The sequence below is a fragment of the Streptomyces sp. NPDC048436 genome, from assembly GCF_043200355.1.
In the GTDB taxonomy this organism is placed as follows: domain Bacteria; phylum Actinomycetota; class Actinomycetes; order Streptomycetales; family Streptomycetaceae; genus Streptomyces.
The window spans coordinates 597,888-620,994 of record NZ_JBICXP010000004.1 but is presented as its reverse complement, the minus strand read 5'-3'; the positions used below and the strand labels follow the sequence as shown (position 1 = coordinate 620,994).

Here is a 23,107-nt window from a genome sequence, read left to right as displayed (position 1 = left end):
TCCCCAAGGAGCAGTCATGGGTCTCTTCGGCCGCAAGAACGAAAACGACACCGCATCCGCCACCACCGCCACGGCGCCCGCCACGGTCAACCCCGACCTGGCCGCCCTGACCGGCGACTACTCGATCGACCCCTCGCACTCGTCGATCGGCTTCGTCGCCCGCCACGCCATGGTCACGAACGTCAAGGGCTCCTTCACCGACGTCGCCGGCACGCTGCACCTGGACGGCACGGACCCCGCCCAGTCGACGGCCTCCCTCGACGTACAGATGGAGAGCATCGACACCGGCAGCGCGGACCGTGACGGTCACCTGAAGAGCTCGGACTTCTTCAAGATCGACGAGTTCCCGGAGATGACCTTCCGCTCCACCAAGGCGGAGGCGCTGGGCGGCGACGACTACCGCGTCACCGGTGACCTGACGATCCTCGGCACCACGAAGCCGCTCTCCATCGACCTGGAGTTCAACGGCTCGGCCACGGACCCCTTCGGGAACGAGCGGGTCGGCTTCGAGGGCAAGGCGGAGATCCTGCGCTCGGAGTGGGGCCTGACGTGGAACGCGGCGCTGGAGACGGGCGGGGTCCTTGTCTCGGACAAGATCAAGCTTCGCTTCGACATTTCCGCGATTCGTTCCGGCTCCTGAGCCTTGAGCGGTGTCCGTGCCCGCCGCTGCGCGGCGGAGCCTTTCCCACCCACCCGATTGCCCCGCGTTTCAGGGGCGGGGTGGGTGGGCCGGTTTGTGGGCTCTACTCTGCCGTCCAGTCGGGGCTGCGGCCGAGGTAACGCAGCAGTGCGGCGAGGTCCGCGTCATCCGTGTCGCCCTCCTCCGGCTCAAGGGCGGGCGCGAAGGCGAAGGCACGGATCGGCTCGACGATGTGGTGGGCCACGTCGAGCAGCGGCCTCGCCAACTCGTCGGTGAGCGGCGATGGTTGGCCGGTCGCCACCGCTATGTCCCAGGCATGGACGGCGGCGTCGAGTGCGCAGGCGCCCACGCCGAGTACGGCGGTCATGGCGCCGGGCGGGAGCGGCACCTTTACCTCCTGAGCCGCTTCGTCGACGGCCGCCCAGGCTTCGGCGGCAGCCGCGAGCGCCGGCTCCAGCAGGGCCTCCGGGCTGTCCGTCAGCTTTCCCGACGGCGCGAACGGATTCTCCGCCGGGCCGGGCCCATGGCCGAGGGCCGCGGCGTAGCCGAGCTGATCACCGGCGGCGTGCTGCAGCACCTGGGTGACGTTCCACTCGGCGCACGGCGTCGGGCGGTCCCAGTCCCCGGCCCGCACACCCCGGACGGCCGTACGGAGCGCCGCGTGCGCGCTGTCGAGGACGGCCCACGTGGTGGCAGAAGGCGTGGTGGTGTTCGTGCCTTGCTCGTTCAAGATTCCTCCGGCTGGTGAGGTGCGTCGAGCGTGGGGGGATCGGGTCCGCCATCGAACAGGGCACACCTTGCCTTGGAGCGCGGTTCAGCTTCTAGCGTCACGCCCATGACCTCACCTCGACAGAAGCGACAAGGGCAGCGGCAGCCACAACTCGGCCCCATCGGCAGCGAGTTCGGTGCGCACAGCACCGCCGACGACGTACTTGGCGGGATCGACCTCTCGGGCAGGACCGCTCTCGTCACCGGTGGCTACTCCGGCCTCGGTCTGGAGATCACCCGGGCGCTCAGCCGTGCGGGCGCCCACGTCGTCGTTCCGGCGCGCAGGCCCGGGGCGGCGCGGGATGCGCTGCGGGGCACCGAGCGGGTGGAGGTGCGGGAGCTGGATCTGGCGGACCAGCCAAGCGTCACGCGCTTCGCCGACGGCTTCCTCGATACACACGCCACCCTCGACCTCCTCATCAACAACGCGGGAGTGATGGCCTGCCCGGAGACCCGCGTCGGCCCTGACGGCACCTGGGAGTCCCACTTCGCGATCAACCACCTGGGCCACTACGCGCTGGTCAACCACCTTTACCCGGCGTTGAGTTCAGGCACGGCGCGTGTGGTGTCCGTCGCCTCGTCCGGTCATTTCCTCTCCGGCATCCGCTGGTCGGACCCGCACTTCCACGACGGCTACGACCGCTGGCGGGCCTACGCCCAGTCCAAGACCGCGAACGCGCTCTTCGCCCTCCACCTGAACTCCCTGAGCGCGCACGGCACCGGCCCGCAGGCCTTCTCCGTACACCCCGGCAGCATCCTCACGCCCCTCCAGCGCCACATCCCCCGGGAGGAACAGATCGCCCAGGGCTGGATGGCGCCCGACGGCACACCGGCGCGGGGTTTCAAGAGCCCGGCGCGGGGCGCGGCCACGGCGGTCTGGGCGGCGACGTCCCCGCTGCTCGACGCCCATGGCGGCGCGTACTGCCAGGACTGCGACATCGCCGGGCCCGCCACGACCGAGGACATGCTGATCGGCGGCGTCAAGCCCTGGGCGACGGACCCGGAGGCCGCGGCGCGCCTGTGGCAACTGTCCGCCGAGCTCACGGGGTTGAGCGTGGCCTGAGGGCTGGATGCGGCCGCCGGGCGTCGGTTGACCCGTGGCCCGCGTAACCCTAGAAACCGCCGCCCCCGAAGTCCCCGCCCCCGCCGAAGTCCCCGCCGCCCCCGCCACCGAAGCCGCCGCCGAAGTCCCCGGGGTCGAAGTCGGAGCCGGAGTAGTCCCCGCCGTCGAAGCCCGAACCGGCCCCGCCCCCGAAGTCCCCGTACCCCGCGCCGTAGTCCGCCGCGTACGCCGGGCTCGCCATCATTCCGCCCAGCATCGTGCCCACGAGGAGCCCCGGCAGCATGCCGCCACCGAAGTACCCGCCGGCCCACGGCCCGTACGCCGGGCCCGCCTCCCAGTACGGCCGCCGCTCCCCCGAGTCCGTCGCGACCGTACGCGCCATCGGCTCCTCCCCCTCCGCGAGGCGCGTCGCGTCCGCCAGGCAGACCGGGACCGTACGTTCGGCGCCGCCCTGCGGTGCCCACTGGGCGTCCTTCACGGACGGGCCGTGCCGGGGGTCGAAGAAGCAGGGGGCGCGGCGCTCGGGCAAGGGCCTGCCCTCCCGTCGTGCGGCGAGCAGGGCGAGCGAGAAGCGGCCGTCGTCCAGCGCCTGGGTGACGCCGCGGACCTCCTCGGGGCGCTGCGCCGCCGCCATGAACGACTTCGCCTTCTCGTACGAGTCGAGCGCCCGTTCGTAGTCGGCGCGCATCGCGTCGTCGGCGCCCGCTTCGGCGGGGTGGAAGTCGAGCCGGTCCAGCTCCTCGCCGTACGCCGTGATGTCCTCGTCCACCACGACCCGCAGTTTCTCCAGGGCCGCCCGCTGCTCATCGGCGCGGCGGCGACGGTTGCGCCGGATCACCGCGTACGAGGCCAAGCCGCCCGCCACGAGCACCGCGCCGACACCCACGAGCGCGCCCACGGAGACGCCGTCGTCACCGGATTCGCCGCCCCACGAAGAGGGCGCCGACCCGTTGGCGTCACGCACCGCCTGGTCGACGAAGGCGTTGAGCTGGGCCTTGGGGGTCAGTGTGCTGTCCGGGCCCCCGTACGTCGTGACGAGGTTGTCGACGGCGGCGGGGCTCAGCACCTGAGGGTCGGCCTTCGCGTCGAAGGCGTCACCGAGCCGGATGCCGTACACACCCGTCACGCCGGTCTCGGTCCGCAGCTTCTGGAAGAGGTGCTGCTTGGGGAAGTCGGCGGGCAGCACCGCCACGAACACGGGCTTGTCGGCGTCCTTGATCTTCTCCGCGAGCGCGTTCGCGTCGGCGGAGGACAGCTGGTCCGAGGCCGCCGGATCCACGTACACCGGGCTCTTCTCCCAGGCGTCCGCGACCGCGGGGACGCTGGTGGCGGCCGTAGCCCCGGGCGCCGCCGTGAACGACACGGCACCCAGGGACAGGAGCAGCCCGGACAGTGCGACAAATATTCGCTTCGCCCCATTGCTCATACTTCGAAGCTAACTCAGTCGGGCACGCGACGGCGGTCCGGAGCGGGCCCGGTTTCTGCTCCACCGGCTCTACTCCACCGGCTCGACGCCCGCCCGCAGCAGCCCGAAGGTGTACGCGTCCTCCAGCGCCTGCCACGACGCCGCGATGACGTTCTCCCCGACGCCGACCGTCGACCACTCGCCGTCACCGTCACTGGTGGAGATCAGCACGCGGGTCGTGGAGGACGTGCCGTGCTTGCCCTCCAGGATGCGGACCTTGTAGTCGACGAGCTCCATCTTGGCGAGCTGGGGGTAGATCCGCTCCAGGCCGACCCGCAGCGTCCGGTCGAGCGCGTTGACCGGGCCGTTGCCCTCCGCCGTGGCGACGATGCGCTCGCCCTTGGCCCACAGCTTCACGGTCGCCTCGTTCGCGTGCGTGCCGTCGGGGCGGTCCTCGACGATGGCCCGCCAGGACTCGACGCGGAAGTAGCGGCGTGCCCGGCCCTCGACCTCCTCGCGGAGCAGCAGCTCGAAGGACGCGTCGGCGGCCTCGTACGTGTATCCGCTGAGCTCGCGCTCCTTGACCCGCTCGACGACCCGGCCCACCAGCTCCCGGTCGTCGCCCAGGTCGATCCCGAGCTCCTTGCCCTTGAGCTCGATGGAGGCGCGGCCCGCCATGTCGGAGACCAGCATCCGGATGCGGTTGCCCACGAGGTCCGGGTCGATGTGCTGGTAGAGGTCCGGGTCGACCTTGATCGCGGAGGCGTGCAGGCCCGCCTTGTGGGCGAAGGCCGAGACACCTACGTACGGCTGGTGCGTGGAGGGGGTGAGGTTGACGACCTCGGCGATGGCGTGCGAGACGCGGGTCATCTCGCGCAGCGAGCCCTCGGGCAGGACCCGCATGCCGTACTTGATCTCCAGGGCGCCGACCACGGGGAAGAGGTTGGCGTTGCCGACCCGCTCGCCGTAGCCGTTGGCCGTGCACTGCACGTGCGTGGCGCCGGCGTCGACGGCGGCGAGCGTGTTGGCGACGGCGCAGCCGGTGTCGTCCTGCGCGTGGATGCCGAGCCGGGCGCCGGTGTCGGCGAGTACGGTCCCGACGATCGCCTGGATCTGGGCGGGGAGCATGCCGCCGTTGGTGTCGCACAGGACGACGACGTCGGCGCCCGCATCGGATGCCGTGCGGACGACGGACTTGGCGTACTCGGGATTGGCGCGGTAGCCGTCGAAGAAGTGCTCGCAGTCGACGAAGACGCGCCGCCCCTGGTCCACGAGGTAGGAGACGGTGTCGCGCACCATCTCCAGGTTCTCCTGAAGGGTCGTGCGCAGGGCGAGCTCGACGTGCCGGTCATGGGACTTGGCGACGAGCGTGATGACCGGGGCGCCGGACTCCAGCAGGGCGTTGACCTGCGGGTCCGTGGCGGCCGTGCCGCCCGCGCGGCGCGTGGCGCCGAAGGCGACGAGCTGGGCGTGCCGGAAGGTGATCTCTTGCTGCGCGCGGGCGAAGAACTCGGTGTCGCGGGGGTTGGCGCCCGGCCAGCCGCCCTCGATGAAGCCCACGCCGAAGTCGTCCAGGTGCCGGGCGATGGTCAGCTTGTCCGCGACGGTCAGGTTGATTCCCTCGCGCTGCGCGCCGTCGCGCAGCGTGGTGTCAAAGACGTGGAACGTATCGTCGGGTGTGCTGGTTTCCGTCATGCTGATCTGGCTCCTGTGTCGGATCTCGGTCTACCGGAATGACCGGCTCCACCGCCTCAATGATCCCTCGCGCTCCGCGTCCGGCTGATGTTGGGCCAGGAAACGAAAAAACCCCTCGTGGGTACGAGAGGTTTGCGCGCGGGTCTGGAGACGACGGTGTCCGCCCGTACATGGTGGTACGAGACGGTCACTGCGGACCGGCGCGCCTGCTGCCAATAATCATGGCGAACGAGAGCACGGTGGCAGCCTGCCACAGCCCGCACACACCGCGCTGCCCCGTCTCACGATGCGGGCGGCGCATGGGACGCGCCGCCCGCGGGCGAAGCCGACGGATGGATCAGCGCAGGTGGCGTACGAACGCGTCGTCCCGGTCGTTGGTGTCACCGCTCAGGAGCGTCTTGTCGCCGGAGGTGAAAGCGATCCGGCTGCCGTCCGCCGAGATGCCGCCGGGAGCGACCCGTGCCGTGGCCGCGCCGCCCGTGGTGTCCGGGGTGACGAGCGTGGTGCCGCCCTTCTTCAGGTCCCGCAGGTAGACGGGCCATTCCTTGCCGTACTCGGAGCCGGATTCGGTGAGCTCCGAGATGAACGTCAGATAGCGGCCGTTCGCGCTGATCGCGGGCGAACGGGTGTAGGCCTCGCCGGGGCCGCCCTGGGTGCCGTGGACGCGCTGGTTCTTGCCGGAAGCGATGTCGTGCACGAAGACGTTCCACGCGGCGTCGTCGTCGTCCGCGATCAGATGCGTGTCACGGGACTCGAAGACGACGGTGCGGCCGTCGCCGCTGATCGCCGGTTCGAGTGACTCCTTCTCGGTCTGCGAGCCGTCGTACGAGCGGTCGATCTTCGTCAGCTCGCCCGTCGTGCGGTCCCGCAGCCATACGTCACTCCAGTCGTCGCCGCGCGGGCCGTTGGAGTAGTTGCGGGCGTAGACCACGCGGCTGCCGTCGTCGCTGACGGTCGGCGAGTGCGAGGAGCGCGGCTCCCAGGTGTCGTCGGGCTGGCTGATGCGCTCGGTGCTTCCGGACTTGCGGTCCCGCAGGAAGACGGCCGGGCCCTTCGAGGTGTGCCGGGTGCTGAAGACGGCGTACCGGCCGTTGGCGCTCAGCGAGACGCTGCCCGCGCCCGTCCCCGCGAAGCCGTCGGGCAGCTCGACGTCGAGCCGCTCGACCTTCTTGGTCCTGCGGTCGTAGAGCCGGACGTCGGAGTCGGAGTAGGAGCCATCGGGGCTGGAGATCAGGGCGACGTAGCGTCCGTCGGCGCTGAGCGAAGGACCGCGCAGCTCGCGCCCTTCGATGGCGACGCGCTCGGTCTTTTTGGTGCGCAGATCGCGTACGAAGATGTCGCGCTGTCCGTTGGTGTCGCCGGCGACCAGGTCGGATGCCACGGAGTCGAAGGCGGCGAACCGCCCGTCGCGGCTGATCACCGCCCCCGACGTGCCGCCGTTGCCCGCCTTGCCGTCGGGCGTGACGCTGACGCCTTCCGTGCGGGGTCCGGCGGCGCCGGGTGCGGCGACGGCGGCGGGCAGCGTCGTGGCGGTGACGGCGGCGACGAGTGCGGCGGCGGCCAGGGCCGCTCGGCGCTTGTTCCGGTGCAGGGTGTTGCTGCTTGGCATGGTCAAATCCCCCGTGGTTTCCGCTGGTTCGGTGCGGTCGGTGCGTTCACATGCACGCGCAGTGTCCGCAATGTCTGTGATGCACGAGATGCGCTTATGGTTGCGGCTGCCACTCGACTGTCCGGAGGAAGACGTCGGACACGCCGTTGGTGTCCCCCGGCACGAGGCCGGCCGACGCCGAGTCGAAGGCCACCACGGTTCCGTCGTCGTTGACCGAAGGGTTCCCGGCCGGGAGGTCGTTGCGGCCACCCTTCTGGTCGACGCTGACCAACTGCGTTGTCCCGGTGGCCAGTTCGCGTACGTAGACGGCGGGCACGGAGCCCTTGCCGCGACGCTTCGCCGAGGTGTAGGCGACATGCGTGCCGTTCAGGGCGAGCGAGGCGTCCGCGGTGTAGCCCTTCTTGCCCGGGCCCTTCACCAGCGTCGTGGTGCCCGCGTCGAGGTCGCGCACGAAGACGTTCACGTCGCGGTTCTTGTCGCGGTTCTTGTCACCGGCGGCGAGGTTGGAGGCCTTCGAGTCGAAGGCCACGCGTCGCCCGTCGGAGCTGAGCGAGGCGCCCGAGGACGTGCCGTTCGCGCCGCCCCCGTCCCGCGCCACGGACACCTTCTCCAGGGTGCCGGTCAGCGTGTTCCGGACGTAGATGTCGCCGTCCTGTTCGTAGGAGACGTACTCCCCTTGGAAGCTGATCGACGGGTTCGCCGCGGCCCCTCCGGACGCCTCGCTGATCAGGTCCGTGCCACCGCCGTTGAACTGGAAGCGGTAGACGCGGGGTTGGGGCTTCGGGTCCTCGTCGATGGCCGGGAGAGTGGCCGTGAAGACGATCCACTGGCAGCCGGGGTCGACGTGCGGCTCCCCCATCGAGGCGAAGCGGACGCCCTGGTAGCTGTGCAGGCCGGTGATCTTGCCGACCGAACGGTTGCGGATGTAGACGTTCGGGCGGTGGTCGGGCCTCGGGCTGCCGAGGCTCGTGGACTCGGAGACGAAGCCGACCATGCGCCCGCTGGCGCAGGGCGCGCCTTCGTACGACGGCCCGTTGGCGTTGTAGCTGACCTCCGCTATGCCGCCGGGCGCGTTGACGAACACCCGCGAGAGGCCGTCGGCGCCCCCGTCGGTGGTGAAGGCGGCTACCCGGCGATCCCCCATCGCCGGGTCGTACGACGCCTCGGCGAGCTGCTCCCCGGCGCGGGTGACGCTGATCCGCTCGGTGGGCGGCGGCAGCGGATCGGGCTCCGCGTGGGCGGGGAGCGCTCCCAGTGTGCCGAGCACGGCGGCCAGGCACAGGCCGGTGGCACTTGAGCGCACACGTCTGACAGTGGACATGGCTTCCCCCAAAACCTGTCGTGACCCCCGGCCGGACACCGAAGGCCCACCGGGATACAAGCGCACCTCCAGGCGACAGGCAATCCGCAGGATTGCGTACAACCTAGACGGGGGCGGCGGGGTCCGTGGGGGCCGAGGCGAGCGCTCCGTCCAGGAACTCCCGTACATGCGCGAGGATCTGGTCCCTTCCCGTGCCGCGCAGACCGATCGCCACGTGGATGGAGAACCCGTCGAGCAGCGCCCTCAGGCGCGCAGCGAACCGGTCGGGGTCCAGGGCGCCGAACTCGCCGCGCGAGACACCTTCGGCGAGCAGCGCCACCAGGTCGCGGTGCCAGGCACCCTCGATGGCGACCTGCCGGTCACGCTCGGCCTCGGCGGCGTTCAGGGAGCGGTTCCAGACTTCCAGCCAGAGCGTCCAGTGGGGGTCGCCGGGTGCGTCGGGAACGTACAGATCGACGAACGCGTCGAGGCGCTCGCGTGCCGTGCCCCGCCGCGCGAGCAGCCTGCCGCGCTCGGCGCCGAGCGCGGCCTCGCTCCACTCCAGGGTGCGCAGGAGCAGCTCGTCCTTGGAGTGGAAGTAGTAGAGGAGGTGGCCGCTGCTCATGCCGACCTCGCGGCCGAGCGCGGCCATGGTGAGCTTCTCCAGGCCGCGCTCGGCGATCATCGCCATGGCGGCGGCCAGCACGTCCTCACGCGGCGGGGCGTTCTTGCGGCGTGCGGCCTGGGCCACGGGGGACTCCTGAGGTACGAGGTGCCGCCCGGTCTTCGTGGGCGACGCTAGATCTTCGGCTGCTGCTGGGTGATGCAGTGGATGCCACCACCCCCGGCAAAGATCGTACGGGCGTCCACGAGCGTCACGGTCCGCTCCGGGAAGAGACGGCGGAAGATGCCCGCCGCTATCTCGTCGCGCGGGTCGTCGAAGGCGCACAGGACGACGCCGCCGTTGCAGAGATAGTGGTTGATGTACGAGTAGTCGACCCACCCCTCGTCGTCCGTGAGGACGGTCGGCGCGGGCACCTCCACGATCCGCAGGGTGCGTCCCCGGGCGTCCGTCTGCCCCCGCAGCACCCCGATGATCTCCTTGCTGATCTCGAAGTCCGGGTGGGCGGGGTCCTGCTGCGAGTGGACGAGGACGACTCCGGGGGCGGCGAAGGCGGCCACGATGTCGACATGGCCACGGGTGCCGAACTGGCCGTAGTCGCCTGCCAGGCCGCGCGGCAGCCAGATCGCCTTGCTCGTGCCGATACGGGCGTGCACCGCCTCCTCGGCCTGCTCGCGCGTCAGGCCGGGGTTGCGTCCCGGGTCGAGCTGGACGGTGTCGGTCAGCAGGACCGTGCCCTCGCCGTCGACGTGGATTCCGCCGCCCTCGTTGACCAGGGGCGAGGCGTGGACGGGTACGCCCGCGAGGTCGGCGACATGGCGGGCGATCTTCGCGTCGTGCTCCCAGCGGGCCCAGTCCTGGCCGCCCCAGCCGTTGAACACCCAGTCCACGGCGGCCAGTTGGTCGCCGTCACGGACGAAGGTGGGGCCGATGTCACGCATCCACGCGTCGTCCAGATCGCGTTCGACCAGCTCGACGTCCGGGCCGAGGAGCGCGCGGGCCGACTCGCTCTGGCCGGTGCCGACGATCATCGTGACGGGTTCGAAGCGGCGTACGGCACGGGCGACGCCCGCCCAGGCGGCCCGCGCGTCGGCGAGCTCCCGCTCGTTCGTGAACGTCGGGTTGGGTCCCGGCCACGCCATCCAGGTGCGCTCGTGCGGGGCCCACTCGGGGGGCATACGGAAGGTCATGGTGATCCCTACGGGGAGGCCTACGAAGGAGGACTAAAGGAAGTAGAGGCGGTTGAGCGAGACCGAGTCGGCGGGCTCGGAGCGCACCGGGTCGCCGTCGAGGGTGACCAGGCCGGAGCGCTGGTCGACGTCGATGGAGCCGGTGCGGGAGTTGAGGCGCAGATCGGCGGGCCCGATGCCACGGGTACCCCGCACGGCGACCCTGCGCCGCCGGGTGGGCATCTGGTCGTTGCCCTGGTCGACGGCCGCCTTCGCGACGAAGGCCACGGAGATGTCGGCGGGCGTGGCGCCGTACGCCCCGAACTGCGGTCCAAGGACGAGGGGTTCGCACGTGTCGGTCGCGGCGTTCGGATCGCCCACGACGCCGTACGCGGGGAAGCCGGACTTGAGCACCAGCTGTGGCTTGGCGCCGAAGTACTCGGGCCGCCACAGCACGATGTCGGCCATCTTGCCGACCTCGATGGAGCCCACCTCGTGGGCGAGGCCGTGCGCGATGGCGGGGTTGATGGTCAGCTTGGCCATGTAGCGCAGGACGCGCGCGTTGTCGTCGTCCGCGCCGTCCCCCTCCATGGGCCCGAGCTCGGCCTTCATCTTCCCGGCCATCGCGAAGGTCCTGCGTACGGTCTCACCGGCCCGGCCCATGCCCTGCGCGTCGGACGAGGTGATCCCGATGGCGCCCAGGTCGTGCAGCACGTCCTCGGCGCCCATGGTCCCGGCGCGTATGCGGTCGCGGGCCATGGCGGCGTCGCCCGGCAGGTCGGTCTTCAGGTCGTGGACGGAGACGATCATCCCGTAGTGCTCGGCGACCGCGTCGCGCCCGAAGGGAAGCGTGGGGTTGGTGGAGGAGCCGATGACGTTCGGCACGCCCGCCATCTTCAGCACGTTGGGCACATGACCGCCGCCGCAGCCCTCGATGTGGAAGGCGTGGATGGTCCGTCCTTCGAGCACCTTCAAGGTGTCCTCGACGGACAGACACTCGTTCAACCCGTCGCTGTGCAGGGCGACTTGCACGTCGTGTTCCTCTGCGACGCGCAGCGCGGTGTCCAGGGCGCGCGTGTGGGCGCCCATGTCCTCATGGACCTTGAAGCCCGAGGCCCCGCCCTCGGCGAGCGCCTCGACGAGCGGCGCGCCGTCCGACGACGAACCCCGCCCCAGGAAGCCGATGTTGACGGGCCAGGCGTCGAAGGCGTTGAACGCGTGGCGCAGCGCCCAGGGCGAGTTGACGCCGACGCCCCACACGGGCCCGAATTCCTGGCCGATGACGGTGGTGACGCCGGAGGCGAGCGAGGCCTCCATGATGCGCGGCGAGAGCAGATGCACGTGGGTGTCCACGGATCCGGCGGTGGCGATCAGCCCCTCGCCCGAGACGATGGACGTGCCGGTGCCGACGACGACGTCGACGCCGTCGAGGGTGTCGGGGTTGCCGGCCCGTCCGATGGCGTGGATACGGCCTTCGCGGATGCCGACGGACACCTTGCGGATGCCCTGCACCGCGTCGATCACCAGCACATTGCTGATCACGACGTCGCAGGTCTCCCGCACGGCGGCGGCCTTCAGATGCAGCCCGTCGCGGGCCGTCTTGCCGAACCCGGCGAGGAATTCGTCGCCGTACTTCTGCGCGTCGGACTCCACCCGGACCACCAGGCCCGAGTCGCCGAGCCGGACGCGGTCGCCCGCGCGGGGCCCGTGGGTCGCCGCGTACGCGTATGGATCGATGCTCATCGGTCAGCTCCCAGATAGCCGCAGGCCACGGCCCTGCGCAGGGCCTCTTCCTTGGCGCCGGGCGCGTCGAGCGCGCCGTCCACAAGTCCGGCGAAGCCGATCGCGATCCGCTCGCCGCCGATCGGCACGAGCCCGACGTCGACGCTCTCGCCTGGCCCGAAGCGCACGGAGGACCCGGCGGGCACCGCGAGCCGCATGCCGTACGCGGCACGGCGGTCGAAGTCGAGCCGGGGATTGGCCTCGAAGAGATGGAAGTGCGAGGTGACCGAGACGGGCACGGTGGCCGTGTTGTGCACGCTGAGCGTCACCACCGGCGCGAGTTCCTCGTGCTCGGGGCCCGGGAGCAGCGCGCCGGGCGCCTGGCTCCCCAGCCCCTCGCCGATCGGCGAGGACACGACGGCGAGCCGGGACCCGTCGTCGAAGACGGCCTCGACATGCACCTCGGTCACCACGTCCGCGACGCCCGGCAGGACGTCGTCAGGACCGAGGGCCGCACGTGCCCGCTCGATCGCCTCGGCGAGCCGGGCGCCGTCGCGGGCCGCCTCGCAGACCGTGTCCGCGATCAGCGCGGTCGCCTCGGGGACGTTGAGCCTGAGGCCGCGCGCCTTGCGGGCCCTTGCCAGCTCGGCCGCCCCGAAGAGCAGCAGCCGGTCGCGTTCCGTGGGGGTAAGCCGCACGCACCACACCTCCGTCGTTTGAATGTCACTCTAACCATGAGATCCACGCAACGGAAGCATTGACGTAGGAGCAGGGCTCAGGTCACATAGAGCGGCACTCAAACAGTCGGACGGCGGCCTGTGTGCGCAGACCGCCACGATCCAGCGTCAGGGGCACCCTCATGCCGATAGAACAACGCGGAGTCGACACCATCCCGGACGGGGAACGCACCAGCGGCCCCCGCGATCTCATCTCGATCCTGCTCGGCTCCAACCTCTGCCTTGGGGTGATCGTCTTCGGCTGGCTGCCGGTGTCGTTCGGCCTCGGCTGGTGGGCTTCGGTCACCTCGGTGGTGGCGGGCACGGTCCTGGGCACGGCCCTGACGGCGCCCCTGGCCCTGGTCTCCCTCCGCACCGGGACCAACCTCTCCACGTCCTCCGGCGCCCAGTTCGGCGTGCGGGGCCGCCTGGTCGGCTCGGTCGTCGGCCTCCTGCTCTCCCTCGGCTACACCTCGCTGACCGTCTGGATCGGCGGCGACGTGATGGTGGGCGTGCTGCACCGCCTGACGGGGCTCCCGGCGAGCGCTCTCTCGTACGGGGTCGTGTACGCGCTCCTCGCCGCCGCCACGGTGACCGGCGCGGTCTACGGCTACCGGGTCCTGCTGCGTCTGTCGCGCGTCCTCGCGGTGGGCATGACGGCCCTGCTGATCCTCGGCCTCGTGGCCTACGGCCCCGACTTCACCACCTCGGCCCTGCCCGACGCGGGCGGCTATCTCCTGGGCTCGTTCTGGCCGACGTGGCTGCTTGCCCTGGTGGCGGCGGGACTGAGCGGCCCGATCGCGTTCATCACGCTCCTGGGCGACTACACGCGCTACGTCTCTCCTACGCGGCACACTTCCCGCACGGTCCTGCGGGCGTCGTGGGTCGGCCTGCTCGCCGGGCTCCTAGTGCCGCAGCTCTTCGGTACGTTCACGGCGTACGCGGCGGGGGCGGCGCTCGACTACGCGGGCCCGCTGGTGTCGGCGTCCCCCACCTGGTACCTCATCCCGCTCCTGCTGGCCGCCTCCGCGGGCTCGGTGGGCAACGCGGGCCTGATGCTGTACTCGATGGGCCTCGACCTGGATGCGATCCTGCCGCGGGCTTCCCGTGCCCGGGCGACGTACACGGTGGCGGTGGTGGCCACGGGGTGCGTGTTCGTGGGCCATTACGCGTGGGAGGCGCAGGACGCGATGACGTCCTTCGTCCTCCTCCTCACGGCGATCGGCACCCCCTGGGCGGTGATCACCCTGATCGGCTTCGTCCGCTGCGGGGGCGTGTACGACGCGGAGGCTCTCCAGGTCTTCAACCGCCGCTCCAGGGGCGGGGTGTACTGGTACCGCGGGGGCTGGAACGTCCCGGCGACGGTGAGCTGGGCGGTGGGAGCGGTGGTGGGCGTGGCTGCGGTCTCGCTTCCCTCCTACGAGGGGCCGCTGCTGTCCCTCACGGGTGGGGTGGACTGCAGTTTCCTGCTGTCGGGGGTGGTGGGGGGTCTGATGTACGCGGCCCTGGAGCGGGAGCCGTCCCCAGAGCCGGCGGTCACCGTCCCCACCCCGTAGCCGGGCCGGGCCCCGCAGCTCTCCCCTGCCCGAACGGGCTTCCCCGCCCACTCACCCGATCACCCCGCATCCACCCTCACCGAAACAAACCTTTCCCGCCCACCCACCCGATCGCCCGGCGGTGCCGGTGGGTGGGTGGGATCGGACTGCGACAGGAGTGGGGCGGGTGGGGGGCGTACCGCGCCAGCGGGTGGGGAACGTATGCCTGGGCTGGGCAAGTGCGGGATTCGTACCAGCACCGCACCCGCACAGGAAAACCCTCAGCCGAGGTCGTGCATCCACCCATGACGGTCCTTCGCCGTCCCCCGCTGCACATCCAGCAGCGCCTCCCGCAGCTTCATCGTCACCGGGCCGGGCTGACCGCCGCTCTGGGTCCACTCCCCCGAGCGGCACTTCACCGTGCCCACCGGAGTGATCACCGCCGCCGTGCCGCACGCGAAGACCTCCGTCAGGGTGCCCTCCGACGTGTCCGCCTGCCACTGGTCGATCGAGACCCGCGACTCCTCCGAGGAGTAGCCGAGGTCACGGGCGACCGTGAGCAGCGAGTCCCGGGTGATTCCGGCAAGGAGCGAGCCCGTCAGCGTGGGGGTGACGATCTTGTCCCCGTACACGAAGTACAGGTTCATCCCGCCGAGCTCCTCCACCCACTTGTGCTCGACCGCGTCCAGGTACGCGACCTGGTCGCAGCCCCTCTCCGCGGCCTCGGCCTGCGCCAGCAGGGACGCCGCGTAGTTGCCGCCGGTCTTGGCGTCGCCCACGCCACCGGGGACGGCCCGCACACGGTCCTCCGACAGCCAGATCGAGACGGGCTTGACCCCACCGGGGAAGTACGCGCCCGCGGGCGAGGCGATGACGATGAAGAGGTACTCGTTGGCGGGCTTCACGCCCAGGCCGACCTCGCTCGCGATCATGAACGGACGCAGGTACAGCGACTCCTCGCCACCATGCGCCGGCACCCACGCCTTGTCCTGCTTGACCAGGACGTCGCACGCCTCGATGAACGTCTCGACCGGCAGCTCCGGCATCGCAAGGCGCCGCGCCGACCGCTGGAAGCGCTCCGCGTTGGCCTCGGGGCGGAAGGAGGCCACCGTTCCGTCGGGCTGGCGGTAGGCCTTCAGGCCCTCGAAGATCTCCTGCGCGTAGTGCAGGACGTTGGTCGCCGGGTCGAGGGAGAGCGGGCCGTACGGCACGAGCTGGCCGTCGTGCCAGCCGCGGCCCTCCGTCCACTTGATCGTCACCATGTGATCGGTGAAGTGGCGGCCGAAGCCGGGGTTGGCCAGGATCGCCTCGCGCTCCGCGTCGGACAGCGGGGACGAGGTGGGCTTGAGCTCGATCGTGGGTGTCGGCGTCGTCGTCATGAGTACTAGTCCTTCACGGTGTGATGGTGACGGACCGCGCTCACGCCTGTACTTCTCGTACTAGGACGTCCGAGTAACCCTGCATTCCGCGGCCCCACGTTCGATTATCGCTCGCGTGGCCCCGAGGAAGAAACAGCGTGAATGCGGCCCAGGGGTCGATGGTGGCACCCGGAGCCGCATACGAGAAGCCGCCGGGTCGTGAACCAGACCCGGCGGCTTCTGCGTCAGAAGGGTGAGCTGCCGGGTCAGCCAGCTACTCGTACGGCGAGGGCGTCGCCGATCTGCTCCGTGGAGCGGACCGTCTCGCCGCGCTCCGCGAGGTCCGCGGAGACGGCCGTCTCGATGCGCGCGGCCTCGTCCTCGTACCCGAGGTGACGCAGGAGCAGCGCGACGGACAGAACGGTGGCCGACGGGTCGGCCTTGCCCTGGCCCGCGATGTCCGGCGCCGAACCGTGCACGGGCTCGAACATCGAGGGGAACTCGCGCGCCGGGTTGATGTTGCCGGAGGCCGCGACGCCGATGCCGCCGGAGACGGCAGCCGCGAGGTCGGTGATGATGTCGCCGAAGAGGTTGTCGGTGACGATCACGTCGAAGCGGCCGGGGTCGGTGACGAGGTAGATCGTCGCGGCGTCGACGTGGATGTAGTCGGTGGTGACCTCGGGGAACTCCTTGGCCACCTTGTTGAAGACGTTCGTCCAGAGGTGACCGGCGTACGCGAGGACGTTGTTCTTGTGGACCAGCGTCAGCTTCTTGCGCGGGCGGGCCTGCGCGCGGGCGAAGGCGTCACGGACCACGCGCTCCACACCGAAGGCGGTGTTGACGGAGACCTCGGTGGCGACCTCGTGCGGGGTGCCCGTGCGGATCGAGCCGCCATTGCCCGTGTACGGGCCCTCGGTCCCTTCGCGTACGACGATGAAGTCGATCTCCGGCTGGCCCGCGAGCGGGGTGGAGACGCCGGGAAGGAGCTTCGAGGGCCGCAGGTTGACGTGGTGGTCGAAGAGGAAGCGGAGCTTCAGCAGGAAGCCGCGCTCCAGGACGCCGGACGGGACCGAAGGGTCACCGATCGCGCCGAGGAGGATCGCGTCGTACTGCTTGAGGGCGTCGACGTCGGCGTCGGTGAGGGTCTCACCGGTGGCGTGATAGCGCTTGGCGCCGAAGTCGAACTCCTTGGTCTCCAGCTTCACATCCTGCGGGAGGACGGCATTGAGGACCTTGAGCCCCTGGGCCACGACTTCCTGGCCGATTCCATCACCGGGGATCACTGCGAGATTGATGCTGCGAGACATGCGGGCAGCCTACGCTCCGTCCCACGGGATGACACGAGCAGTCCGGCATGCGGACACCCCTGGTAGGCCGCGCGCATGCCCCACGAGTACGCCACCACATGGCCACCCTCTCTTCACCCGCAGGCCTGGCGGGAGTTGGAAGTTACTGGGAAGTTCTCCCTCTATGGAGACCCCCAACGTCGGCATACCGGAGCACCTCGCGTCCGGGATGAGCATGCCGGAACAGCACGCGTACCTGCGCAAGAAGTTCTCCCGCCGCAAGGTTCTCGCCGGCTCGTTCGCCACGGCTGGAACGGCGGGCGGCATCGCGCTGCTCGCGGGCAGCTCGGGCAGCGCCCACGGCGCGGGCGCCTCGGCGTCGAGCCCGCTGGCCTCGCCGTCCGCGCCGGTCAAGGTCGACGGCAGGCTTGTGGCGCCCTTCGCCCGGCATCTCGCCTTCGGGGCCGACCCGAAGACGCAGATGCGGGTCTCCTGGCAGGTGCCGTTCGCCGTCAAGTCCCCTTACCTGCGGGTGGGGTCGAAGCCCTGGGAGTTGAGCCAGAAGGTCGAGGCGGAGGTGCGCGACCTGCGTACCCCGTCCCTGTCGAAGAAGCTGCCCGCGGTCGAGCAGTACTACCTGCACGCGGCACTCGACGGCCTGAAGCCCGGCACGACGTACTACTACGGCGTCGGGCACGACGGCTTCGACCCGGCGTCGCCCGAGCGGATGGCGACGATCGGCTCCTTCCGCACGGCCCCGGCCAAAGCGGAGAAGTTCGTCTTCACGGCCTTCGGCGACCAGGGCGTGAGCTACGACGCGCTCGCCAACGACCAGTTGATCCTGGGCCAGAACCCGTCCTTCCATCTGCACGCGGGCGACATCTGCTACGCGGACAGCACCGGGCACGGCAAGGAGTCCGACACGTACGACGCACGCGTGTGGGACACCTTCCTCGCGCAGACGGAGTCCGTGGCGAAGTCGGTCCCATGGATGGTGACGACCGGCAACCACGACATGGAGGCCTGGTACTCACCCAACGGCTACGGAGGCCAGTCCGCCCGCTGGTCGCTCCCCGAGAACGGCTTCGACCCCAAGAACGCGCCGGGCGTCTACTCCTTCACGTACGGCAATGTCGGCGTCGTCGCGCTCGACGCGAACGACGTCTCGTACGAGATCCCCGCCAACAAGGGGTACACGGACGGCAAGCAGACCGCCTGGCTGGACAAGCGCCTGAGAGAACTGCGGGCGGACGAGTCCGTCGACTTCGTCGTGGTCTTCTTCCACCACTGCATGTACTCGACGGCGACCCACGCCTCGGACGGCGGGGTGCGCGACGCGTGGCTCGATCTGTTCACCAAGCACCAGGTGGACCTGGTCATCAACGGACACAACCACGTCTACGAGCGCACCGACGCCATCAAGAACGGCGAGGTCGGCAAGCCCGTGCCGGTCGGCGCGTCGACCGATCCGACGCGCGACGGCATCGTGTACGTCACCGCGGGCGGCGCGGGCAAGGACCTCTACAGCTTCCCGGCGGGCGTCAAGGACAGCTTCGAGGGCAACGTCGAGGACCGGGACTCGATCCTGTCGTTCCACTGGACGAAGGCGCGCCTTCCCGACCCGGACACAGTGGAGTGGTCACGGGTGCGGTACACCGGCTTCTCGTTCCTCGCGGTGGAGGTGACGGCCGGCGCGAGCCCGAAGCTGACGGTCTCCGCGCTCGCCGAGAGCGGTGAGCGCGTGGACCACTTCGAGGTGGTGCGCGGTAAGTAGGGACTCAGGTGCGCGGGCGGGTCAGTGACCCGTCTCGCCGCCGTTGTCCCTGCGGTCGAGGGCGCGCTGCAGGGCCGCGGCGGCCTTCTTGCGGTCGGAATCGCTGGTACGGGAGGCGTGTCGGACTCGGCGTGCGGTCGTCTCGGCCATGAGAAGTCCACTCCTTGAGGGAAGCGTGATTTCGAGACGCCGGAAGGGGCGGGGAGCGGAGGAGCCGCAGGGGTTGCCTGCGTGGGGCTCCGGCTCACGACCGCCATTCGCTTGATCGAGCGAGACGTTCGGCTTCTAACAAAGCTAAGCGAGGACGGAGCATCTGTCTCCACAATTACTCGGACTTCCTACTATCTGAGACGGGCCTCACTCGCCGCCCCCCCTTCGGCACCTCTGAGCTCGCGGATCAGGGCCCGGACGGCGGCCGTCTGAGCCAGCTCCGGGGTGGTGACGTAGCCCACGGAACGCGTCGGGCGCTCCGGACCGAGATCAGTGATCTCGATTCCGTCCGGTGCTCCGTTCAGGGAGAGCGCGGGCATGATCGCCATACCGAGACCCCTGCTCACCATCGAGAGCACTGCTCCGTCGTCCTCGGTCAGGACGGTCGCCTTCGGGATCCACTCCTGCCCGGCCCACCACTGACGGGTGTAGGAGCCGCAGTTCTCGTGCCAGTCCACCAGTGGCAGGGACCGCGGGTCGGGGTGGCCCGCGGGGTGCACCAGCGAGTAGGGCTCCTCGACGAGTACGCCGCCGATGAGCCCCGCAGGCACCGGCGAGCTCGCCCCGACCGTCGCGATGCCCACGTCCGCACGCCCCTCCGCCACCTCCCCCGCGGTCCCCGCGCCCAGCTCGCGGACGACGCGCACCTCCGGTTCGATGCCGGGATGGCGGGCGGTGAGGCGCTCCAGGACGGGCGGCAGCAGGTGCAGGACCACACTGCGGAAGGCGGCGATGCGCAGCGGGCCCGCGACCGTGCCCCGTTCGGCGCCGCGGGCATCGGCGGCCAGGGCGTCCAGGAGCCGCAGGACGCGCCGGGCGTGGGCAGCGGCGGCGGCACCGGCCGCGGTCGGCGTCGCGCCCTTGCGGCCCCGCTCGAAGAGCACTGCTCCGACCTTGCGCTCGGTCCCGCGTATGGAGTGCGAGACGGCGGACTGGGTCACCCCGAGGGCCTTGGCCGCCGCCGAGAAGCCGCGCTCGCAGTCGACGGCCACCAGGATGCGCAGCTCGTGCGGGGCCAGGTCACTGGCGGCGGCAGTCGCGTTCGCGGTGCTGGCTGCGGTCATCCTGGGTCCCACCTGCTTCTATGAGGGCTCTTCATGGTCCGGGCCGTTCCATGAGCGCAACCCTCTGCCCGGCCCCCTCATTCCTCCGTACGGTCGGCGCCATGACCGAGACCGCGCTCACCGTGCACCAGATCGCCCGCCCCCACGGCTACCCCACCCCCGGCCACTTCGCCTTCGTGGAGTCCGCCCCTGCGACGCCCGCCCCCGGAACGGCCCTGGTGGAGAACCTGTACTGGTCGGTGGACCCCTATCACCGCGAAATGATGGACGGGGACTTCGCACTGAACGCGCCCCTGGAGGGCCGGGCGCTCGGCCGTGTCATCGAGTCCCGCGACCCCGCGCTCCGCGAGGGCGAGATCGTCTTCCACCGGCAGGGCTGGCGCACCCACTCCGTCGTCACTCCCGGCGAGGCACGCGCTGTGCCCCGCTTCGAGGGCGTACCGCTCTCCGCGCATCTGAGCATCCTCGGCGGCACCGGGCTCACCGCCTACGTCGGGCTCACCCGCATCGCCCAACTCCGCGAGGGGCAGGACCTGTTCGTCTCGGCGGCTGCCGGTGGCGTGGGCACGGCCACCGGGCGGCTCGCCCGGCTGATGGGAGCGGGGCGGCTCGTCGGCAGCGCGGGGACGGCGGCGAAGGCGGCCTATCTGACCGAACACGTCGGCTACGACGAGGCCTTCGACTACCACGCGGGCCCGACGGCCGACCTGCTCGCGAAGGCGGCGCCCGGCGGGATCGACCTGTACGTGGACAACGTCGGCGGCGAGCACCTCGAAGCGGCGATCTCCTCGCTGCGGGAGTACGGGCGGATCGTACGGATCGGCACGATGGCCCAGTACAACAGCACCGGCACGCCGTACGCCCTGCGCAATCTCCCCGACATCGTCGAGAAGAGCCTGCGCATGGAGGGCTTCCACCTACGCAACCACTATGAGGCGCAAGAGGAGTTGTACGAGTTCGTGGTGCCGCACCTGCAGAGCGGGCGCGTCGGGCTCGACGAGACCGTGGTCGGCGGGTTCGAGCGGATCGTGGAGGCGTTCCTGGGGATGCTGCGGGGCGAGAACCTCGGCAAGATCATCGTCACCGTCTAGAAGATGTCTCCGTCGCGCCAGTCGATGAGGAGGTCGTGCGCCGGGTCGAGGGCGGCGCCCCAGAGGAGCGGGGGCTCCTCATCCGGCATGAGGATCACCCCGTCCGGGCCGAGGCTGCCGACCGCGCCCTTCCACTCCTGCCAGCCGCGCGCGAGGTAGAGCCGCCGGCCCTCGTCCGACGCGGAGAGCGCGCCCAGGACGTACGCCCGGTCGATCACCCGCTCCAAGGCGCCCATGACCTGCCCGCCGAGGCCCTGCCGCTGCCGGTCCGGGCGGACGGCGACCGCTTCGACATAACCGATGCGCAGCGAGAGGCCGTTGTGCAGGATGCGGCGCTGGACGACGGAGCCGTGCGCGAGGAGGACGCCGGACGCGTCGTGCACCAGGGCGTGGACGCCGCCGAGTCCGTGGTCCCAGTCCGCGTCGGCGAAGTCACCGTCGAACGCCTCGTCCATCAGCGCGCGGGCGGCGCGCAGTTCGGCGGGCGCGAGATCGGAGGTATGGGCCGTACGCAGCGTGGTCACCCGTCCACCGTACTCAGCGCACATCTGAGTACGCACGCCGATTCGCCCGCGGCCCGGCGGCGGCAGAGTCGGTGCCATGAACGGCCTCTACGCTCTCAAGCCCTGGTACGCGGACCGGTTGTCCGGCGTACGCGGTGCGCTCGCCCGCCGCGAGGTGTCGCCCGACACCCTCACCGTGGCGGGCGTGCTCTGCGCCGCGGGCGCGGCGGCGGCGCTCGCCTGGCTGCCGGTGCCGGTGGCCGCGCTCCCGGTGGCCGCGCTGCTCGCGGCCCGCCTCGCCTTCGCGAACCTCGACGGGGCGCTGGCCCGCGACACCGGCCGTATGACGCGCCGCGGCGCGCTCCTCAACGAACTGGGCGACCGCGCCGCCGACTTGGTGGTCATCGCGGGCTTCCTGACCCTGGCCCCGCTCTGGCTGGTGGCCACGGCAGGCCTCGCGGCCACGCTGCCTTCCTGGGTCTCGCTTGCCGGGGCGGCGGCGGGCGCGGGGCGCCTGAACGGCGGCCCGGTCGGCAAGACGGAGCGCTGCGCGCTCGTCGTCCTGGCGGCGGCTTCGGGTTGGGTGATCCCGGTACTGGCGGTGATCGCGGCGGGCTCGGCCCTGACGGCGGGGCTGCGGCTCGCGCGGCTGTGGCGGGACTTGGGCCAGGCTTGCCCGGAGGGTCAGCGATGAGCGCCGCGTTCGTCGCCGGGGAAGCGGCGGGGCGGGCGGTGCCCGTGGTGGCCGGGGTGCTTGGTGTGGGCGGGGTAGCCGTCGCCGCGCTGCCCTCGGGGGTGCGGATGCGGGCCGAGCTGCGCAAGCGGTGGCGGACCTGGGCGCTGTCCGCGCCGCTCTTCCTCGGGGCGTTCTTCCTCGGCCGGGCGGGGGTGTTCGCGCTCGCGGCCGGGCTCGGCGTCGTCGCCGTGGGCGAGTACGCGCGGATGGCGGGGCTGCCGCGGGGCGACCGCGCGGTGCTGTGGGCGGGGGCCGTCGCGGTGCCGGGCCTCGCCTGGGTCGCGCCTGACGCATTGGACCTGAGGACGGCCGGGGGCCTGCTGATTGCCGCCGCGCTGGCCTCGCTGCTCTCGGGTGACGCGACGCACGGCTTCACGCACACCTCGCGGACCGTCTTCGGGCTGCTGTGGATCCCCGTATCGCTGAGCGGCCTCGTCCTGCTGGGCGACACGGCGGTGGCGGTGGGGGTCGCGGTGGCGTTCGGGGACGTAGGGGCGTGGTGCGGGGGCACGGCGCTCGGCCGCACCGGATTCCTGTCCCGCCCGCTGTCTCCCCTCTCCCCCAACAAAACCTGGGCCGGGGTCGTGGGCGCCGCCGCCGCGACCGCCGGGGCGCTGGCCGCGGTCGGCGCGTTCTCCCCCGTGCTGTGGGCGGCGGTGCTTGTGGGCTGCGTGCTCGGGGATCTCCTGGAGTCGATGGTCAAGCGAGAGGCGGGAGTAAAGGACGCGGGGAGCTGGCTGCCCGGGTTCGGCGGCCTGCTCGACCGGATCGATTCGCTGCTGGTGGCTCTGCTCCTGACGATGGTGGTGACGCTGTGAGGGTTCGTACGACGTATCCAGCC

The 23,107-nt window shown here is 71.0% G+C and carries 21 protein-coding genes; 7 read left to right on the top strand and 14 right to left on the bottom strand.

Annotation, left to right across the window (positions count from 1 at the left end; translation table 11 throughout):
* The first annotated feature begins 16 nt into the window (after nt 1-16).
* Nucleotides 17-640, top strand: coding sequence for a YceI family protein (locus ACGFX9_RS17620; protein WP_393472012.1), 624 nt, complete (start codon nt 17-19; stop codon nt 638-640).
* 103 nt (nt 641-743) lie between these two features.
* Here the strand turns inward: ACGFX9_RS17620 and ACGFX9_RS17615 are convergent, their stop codons facing one another.
* Entirely contained in the window at nt 744-1,370 is a 627-nt protein-coding gene (locus tag ACGFX9_RS17615) for a TIGR03086 family metal-binding protein (RefSeq protein WP_393472010.1), read from the bottom strand.
* A gap of 105 nt (nt 1,371-1,475) precedes the next feature.
* Between ACGFX9_RS17615 and ACGFX9_RS17610 the strand changes: the two genes are divergently transcribed.
* Nucleotides 1,476-2,471, top strand: coding sequence for an SDR family NAD(P)-dependent oxidoreductase (locus ACGFX9_RS17610; protein ID WP_393472007.1), 996 nt, complete (start codon nt 1,476-1,478; stop codon nt 2,469-2,471).
* A 49-nt stretch (nt 2,472-2,520) separates the two neighbouring features.
* Here ACGFX9_RS17610 and ACGFX9_RS17605 read toward each other — a convergent pair whose 3' ends face one another.
* From ACGFX9_RS17605 to ureA, 8 genes are all read right to left on the bottom strand, one after another.
* Nucleotides 2,521-3,897: a hypothetical protein gene (locus tag ACGFX9_RS17605; RefSeq protein ID WP_393472005.1), complete on the bottom strand. Its 1,377-nt coding sequence runs from the start codon at nt 3,895-3,897 to the stop codon at nt 2,521-2,523.
* Between the two features lie 69 nt (nt 3,898-3,966).
* Nucleotides 3,967-5,571, bottom strand: coding sequence for a citramalate synthase (gene cimA / locus ACGFX9_RS17600; protein ID WP_393472002.1), 1,605 nt, complete (start codon nt 5,569-5,571; stop codon nt 3,967-3,969).
* 337 nt (nt 5,572-5,908) lie between these two features.
* Entirely contained in the window at nt 5,909-7,180 is a 1,272-nt protein-coding gene (locus ACGFX9_RS17595) for a hypothetical protein (RefSeq protein ID WP_393471999.1), read from the bottom strand.
* Nucleotides 7,181-7,274: 94 nt separating this feature from the next.
* Complete coding sequence (locus ACGFX9_RS17590) at nt 7,275-8,501, bottom strand: TolB family protein (RefSeq protein ID WP_393471996.1); 1,227 nt, start codon at nt 8,499-8,501, stop codon at nt 7,275-7,277.
* A 103-nt stretch (nt 8,502-8,604) separates the two neighbouring features.
* Complete coding sequence (locus ACGFX9_RS17585) at nt 8,605-9,231, bottom strand: TetR/AcrR family transcriptional regulator (protein ID WP_393471992.1); 627 nt, start codon at nt 9,229-9,231, stop codon at nt 8,605-8,607.
* Nucleotides 9,232-9,278: 47 nt separating this feature from the next.
* Complete coding sequence (locus ACGFX9_RS17580; protein ID WP_393471990.1) at nt 9,279-10,292, bottom strand: agmatine/peptidylarginine deiminase; 1,014 nt, start codon at nt 10,290-10,292, stop codon at nt 9,279-9,281.
* 33 nt (nt 10,293-10,325) lie between these two features.
* Entirely contained in the window at nt 10,326-12,014 is a 1,689-nt protein-coding gene (locus tag ACGFX9_RS17575) for an urease subunit alpha (RefSeq protein WP_393471986.1), read from the bottom strand.
* Nucleotides 12,011-12,691: an urease subunit gamma gene (gene ureA, locus ACGFX9_RS17570; RefSeq protein WP_393471983.1), complete on the bottom strand. Its 681-nt coding sequence runs from the start codon at nt 12,689-12,691 to the stop codon at nt 12,011-12,013. Before ureA ends, ACGFX9_RS17575 begins: the two co-directional genes overlap by 4 nt.
* A gap of 161 nt (nt 12,692-12,852) precedes the next feature.
* Between ureA and ACGFX9_RS17565 the strand changes: the two genes are divergently transcribed.
* Nucleotides 12,853-14,265, top strand: coding sequence for a cytosine permease (locus ACGFX9_RS17565; RefSeq protein ID WP_393471981.1), 1,413 nt, complete (start codon nt 12,853-12,855; stop codon nt 14,263-14,265).
* A 260-nt stretch (nt 14,266-14,525) separates the two neighbouring features.
* Here the strand turns inward: ACGFX9_RS17565 and ACGFX9_RS17560 are convergent, their stop codons facing one another.
* Together ACGFX9_RS17560 and ACGFX9_RS17555 are read right to left on the bottom strand one after the other, a co-directional pair.
* Nucleotides 14,526-15,623: a branched-chain amino acid aminotransferase gene (locus tag ACGFX9_RS17560; protein ID WP_393471979.1), complete on the bottom strand. Its 1,098-nt coding sequence runs from the start codon at nt 15,621-15,623 to the stop codon at nt 14,526-14,528.
* Between the two features lie 245 nt (nt 15,624-15,868).
* Nucleotides 15,869-16,909: a 3-isopropylmalate dehydrogenase gene (locus tag ACGFX9_RS17555; protein ID WP_393471977.1), complete on the bottom strand. Its 1,041-nt coding sequence runs from the start codon at nt 16,907-16,909 to the stop codon at nt 15,869-15,871.
* 163 nt (nt 16,910-17,072) lie between these two features.
* Between ACGFX9_RS17555 and ACGFX9_RS17550 the strand changes: the two genes are divergently transcribed.
* Nucleotides 17,073-18,662 carry a purple acid phosphatase family protein gene (locus tag ACGFX9_RS17550; protein WP_393471974.1) on the top strand — a complete coding sequence of 530 codons (1,590 nt, stop codon included), beginning with the start codon at nt 17,073-17,075 and terminating at the stop codon, nt 18,660-18,662.
* A gap of 21 nt (nt 18,663-18,683) precedes the next feature.
* Here the strand turns inward: ACGFX9_RS17550 and ACGFX9_RS17545 are convergent, their stop codons facing one another.
* Both ACGFX9_RS17545 and ACGFX9_RS17540 read right to left on the bottom strand, forming a co-directional pair.
* Entirely contained in the window at nt 18,684-18,812 is a 129-nt protein-coding gene (locus ACGFX9_RS17545; RefSeq protein ID WP_393471971.1) for a hypothetical protein, read from the bottom strand.
* 191 nt (nt 18,813-19,003) lie between these two features.
* A complete protein-coding gene (locus ACGFX9_RS17540) occupies nt 19,004-19,936 on the bottom strand; it encodes a LysR family transcriptional regulator (protein ID WP_393471969.1) in 933 nt (310 codons plus the stop codon).
* Nucleotides 19,937-20,037: 101 nt separating this feature from the next.
* On the opposite strand from ACGFX9_RS17540, the gene ACGFX9_RS17535 reads away from it, so the two are divergent.
* Nucleotides 20,038-21,027, top strand: coding sequence for an NADP-dependent oxidoreductase (locus tag ACGFX9_RS17535; RefSeq protein WP_393471965.1), 990 nt, complete (start codon nt 20,038-20,040; stop codon nt 21,025-21,027).
* Here the strand turns inward: ACGFX9_RS17535 and ACGFX9_RS17530 are convergent.
* Complete coding sequence (locus ACGFX9_RS17530; RefSeq protein WP_393472517.1) at nt 21,024-21,575, bottom strand: GNAT family N-acetyltransferase; 552 nt, start codon at nt 21,573-21,575, stop codon at nt 21,024-21,026. The genes ACGFX9_RS17535 and ACGFX9_RS17530 overlap by 4 nt on opposite strands.
* Nucleotides 21,576-21,627: 52 nt before the next feature.
* Between ACGFX9_RS17530 and ACGFX9_RS17525 the strand changes: the two genes are divergently transcribed.
* Together ACGFX9_RS17525 and ACGFX9_RS17520 are read left to right on the top strand one after the other, a co-directional pair.
* On the top strand, nt 21,628-22,224 hold the full coding sequence (locus ACGFX9_RS17525; protein ID WP_393471961.1) for a CDP-alcohol phosphatidyltransferase family protein: 597 nt from the start codon (nt 21,628-21,630) through the stop codon (nt 22,222-22,224).
* Nucleotides 22,221-23,084 carry a phosphatidate cytidylyltransferase gene (locus ACGFX9_RS17520; RefSeq protein ID WP_393471958.1) on the top strand — a complete coding sequence of 288 codons (864 nt, stop codon included), beginning with the start codon at nt 22,221-22,223 and terminating at the stop codon, nt 23,082-23,084. The genes ACGFX9_RS17525 and ACGFX9_RS17520 overlap by 4 nt, the downstream gene beginning before the upstream one ends.
* The last annotated feature ends 23 nt before the right edge of the window (nt 23,085-23,107 follow it).

Coding starts and splice junctions, on each gene's coding strand:
- ACGFX9_RS17620 (WP_393472012.1), top strand. CDS start 17: ATGGGTCTCTTCGGCCGCAAGAACGAAAACGACACCGCATCCGCCACC.
- ACGFX9_RS17610 (WP_393472007.1), top strand. CDS start 1,476: ATGACCTCACCTCGACAGAAGCGACAAGGGCAGCGGCAGCCACAACTC.
- ACGFX9_RS17605 (WP_393472005.1), bottom strand. CDS start 3,897: ATGAGCAATGGGGCGAAGCGAATATTTGTCGCACTGTCCGGGCTGCTC.
- cimA (WP_393472002.1), bottom strand. CDS start 5,571: ATGACGGAAACCAGCACACCCGACGATACGTTCCACGTCTTTGACACC.
- ACGFX9_RS17595 (WP_393471999.1), bottom strand. CDS start 7,180: ATGCCAAGCAGCAACACCCTGCACCGGAACAAGCGCCGAGCGGCCCTG.
- ACGFX9_RS17590 (WP_393471996.1), bottom strand. CDS start 8,501: ATGTCCACTGTCAGACGTGTGCGCTCAAGTGCCACCGGCCTGTGCCTG.
- ACGFX9_RS17580 (WP_393471990.1), bottom strand. CDS start 10,292: ATGACCTTCCGTATGCCCCCCGAGTGGGCCCCGCACGAGCGCACCTGG.
- ACGFX9_RS17575 (WP_393471986.1), bottom strand. CDS start 12,014: ATGAGCATCGATCCATACGCGTACGCGGCGACCCACGGGCCCCGCGCG.
- ACGFX9_RS17565 (WP_393471981.1), top strand. CDS start 12,853: ATGCCGATAGAACAACGCGGAGTCGACACCATCCCGGACGGGGAACGC.
- ACGFX9_RS17560 (WP_393471979.1), bottom strand. CDS start 15,623: ATGACGACGACGCCGACACCCACGATCGAGCTCAAGCCCACCTCGTCC.
- ACGFX9_RS17555 (WP_393471977.1), bottom strand. CDS start 16,909: ATGTCTCGCAGCATCAATCTCGCAGTGATCCCCGGTGATGGAATCGGC.
- ACGFX9_RS17550 (WP_393471974.1), top strand. CDS start 17,073: ATGGAGACCCCCAACGTCGGCATACCGGAGCACCTCGCGTCCGGGATG.
- ACGFX9_RS17545 (WP_393471971.1), bottom strand. CDS start 18,812: ATGGCCGAGACGACCGCACGCCGAGTCCGACACGCCTCCCGTACCAGC.
- ACGFX9_RS17540 (WP_393471969.1), bottom strand. CDS start 19,936: ATGACCGCAGCCAGCACCGCGAACGCGACTGCCGCCGCCAGTGACCTG.
- ACGFX9_RS17535 (WP_393471965.1), top strand. CDS start 20,038: ATGACCGAGACCGCGCTCACCGTGCACCAGATCGCCCGCCCCCACGGC.
- ACGFX9_RS17530 (WP_393472517.1), bottom strand. CDS start 21,575: ATGTGCGCTGAGTACGGTGGACGGGTGACCACGCTGCGTACGGCCCAT.
- ACGFX9_RS17525 (WP_393471961.1), top strand. CDS start 21,628: ATGAACGGCCTCTACGCTCTCAAGCCCTGGTACGCGGACCGGTTGTCC.
- ACGFX9_RS17520 (WP_393471958.1), top strand. CDS start 22,221: ATGAGCGCCGCGTTCGTCGCCGGGGAAGCGGCGGGGCGGGCGGTGCCC.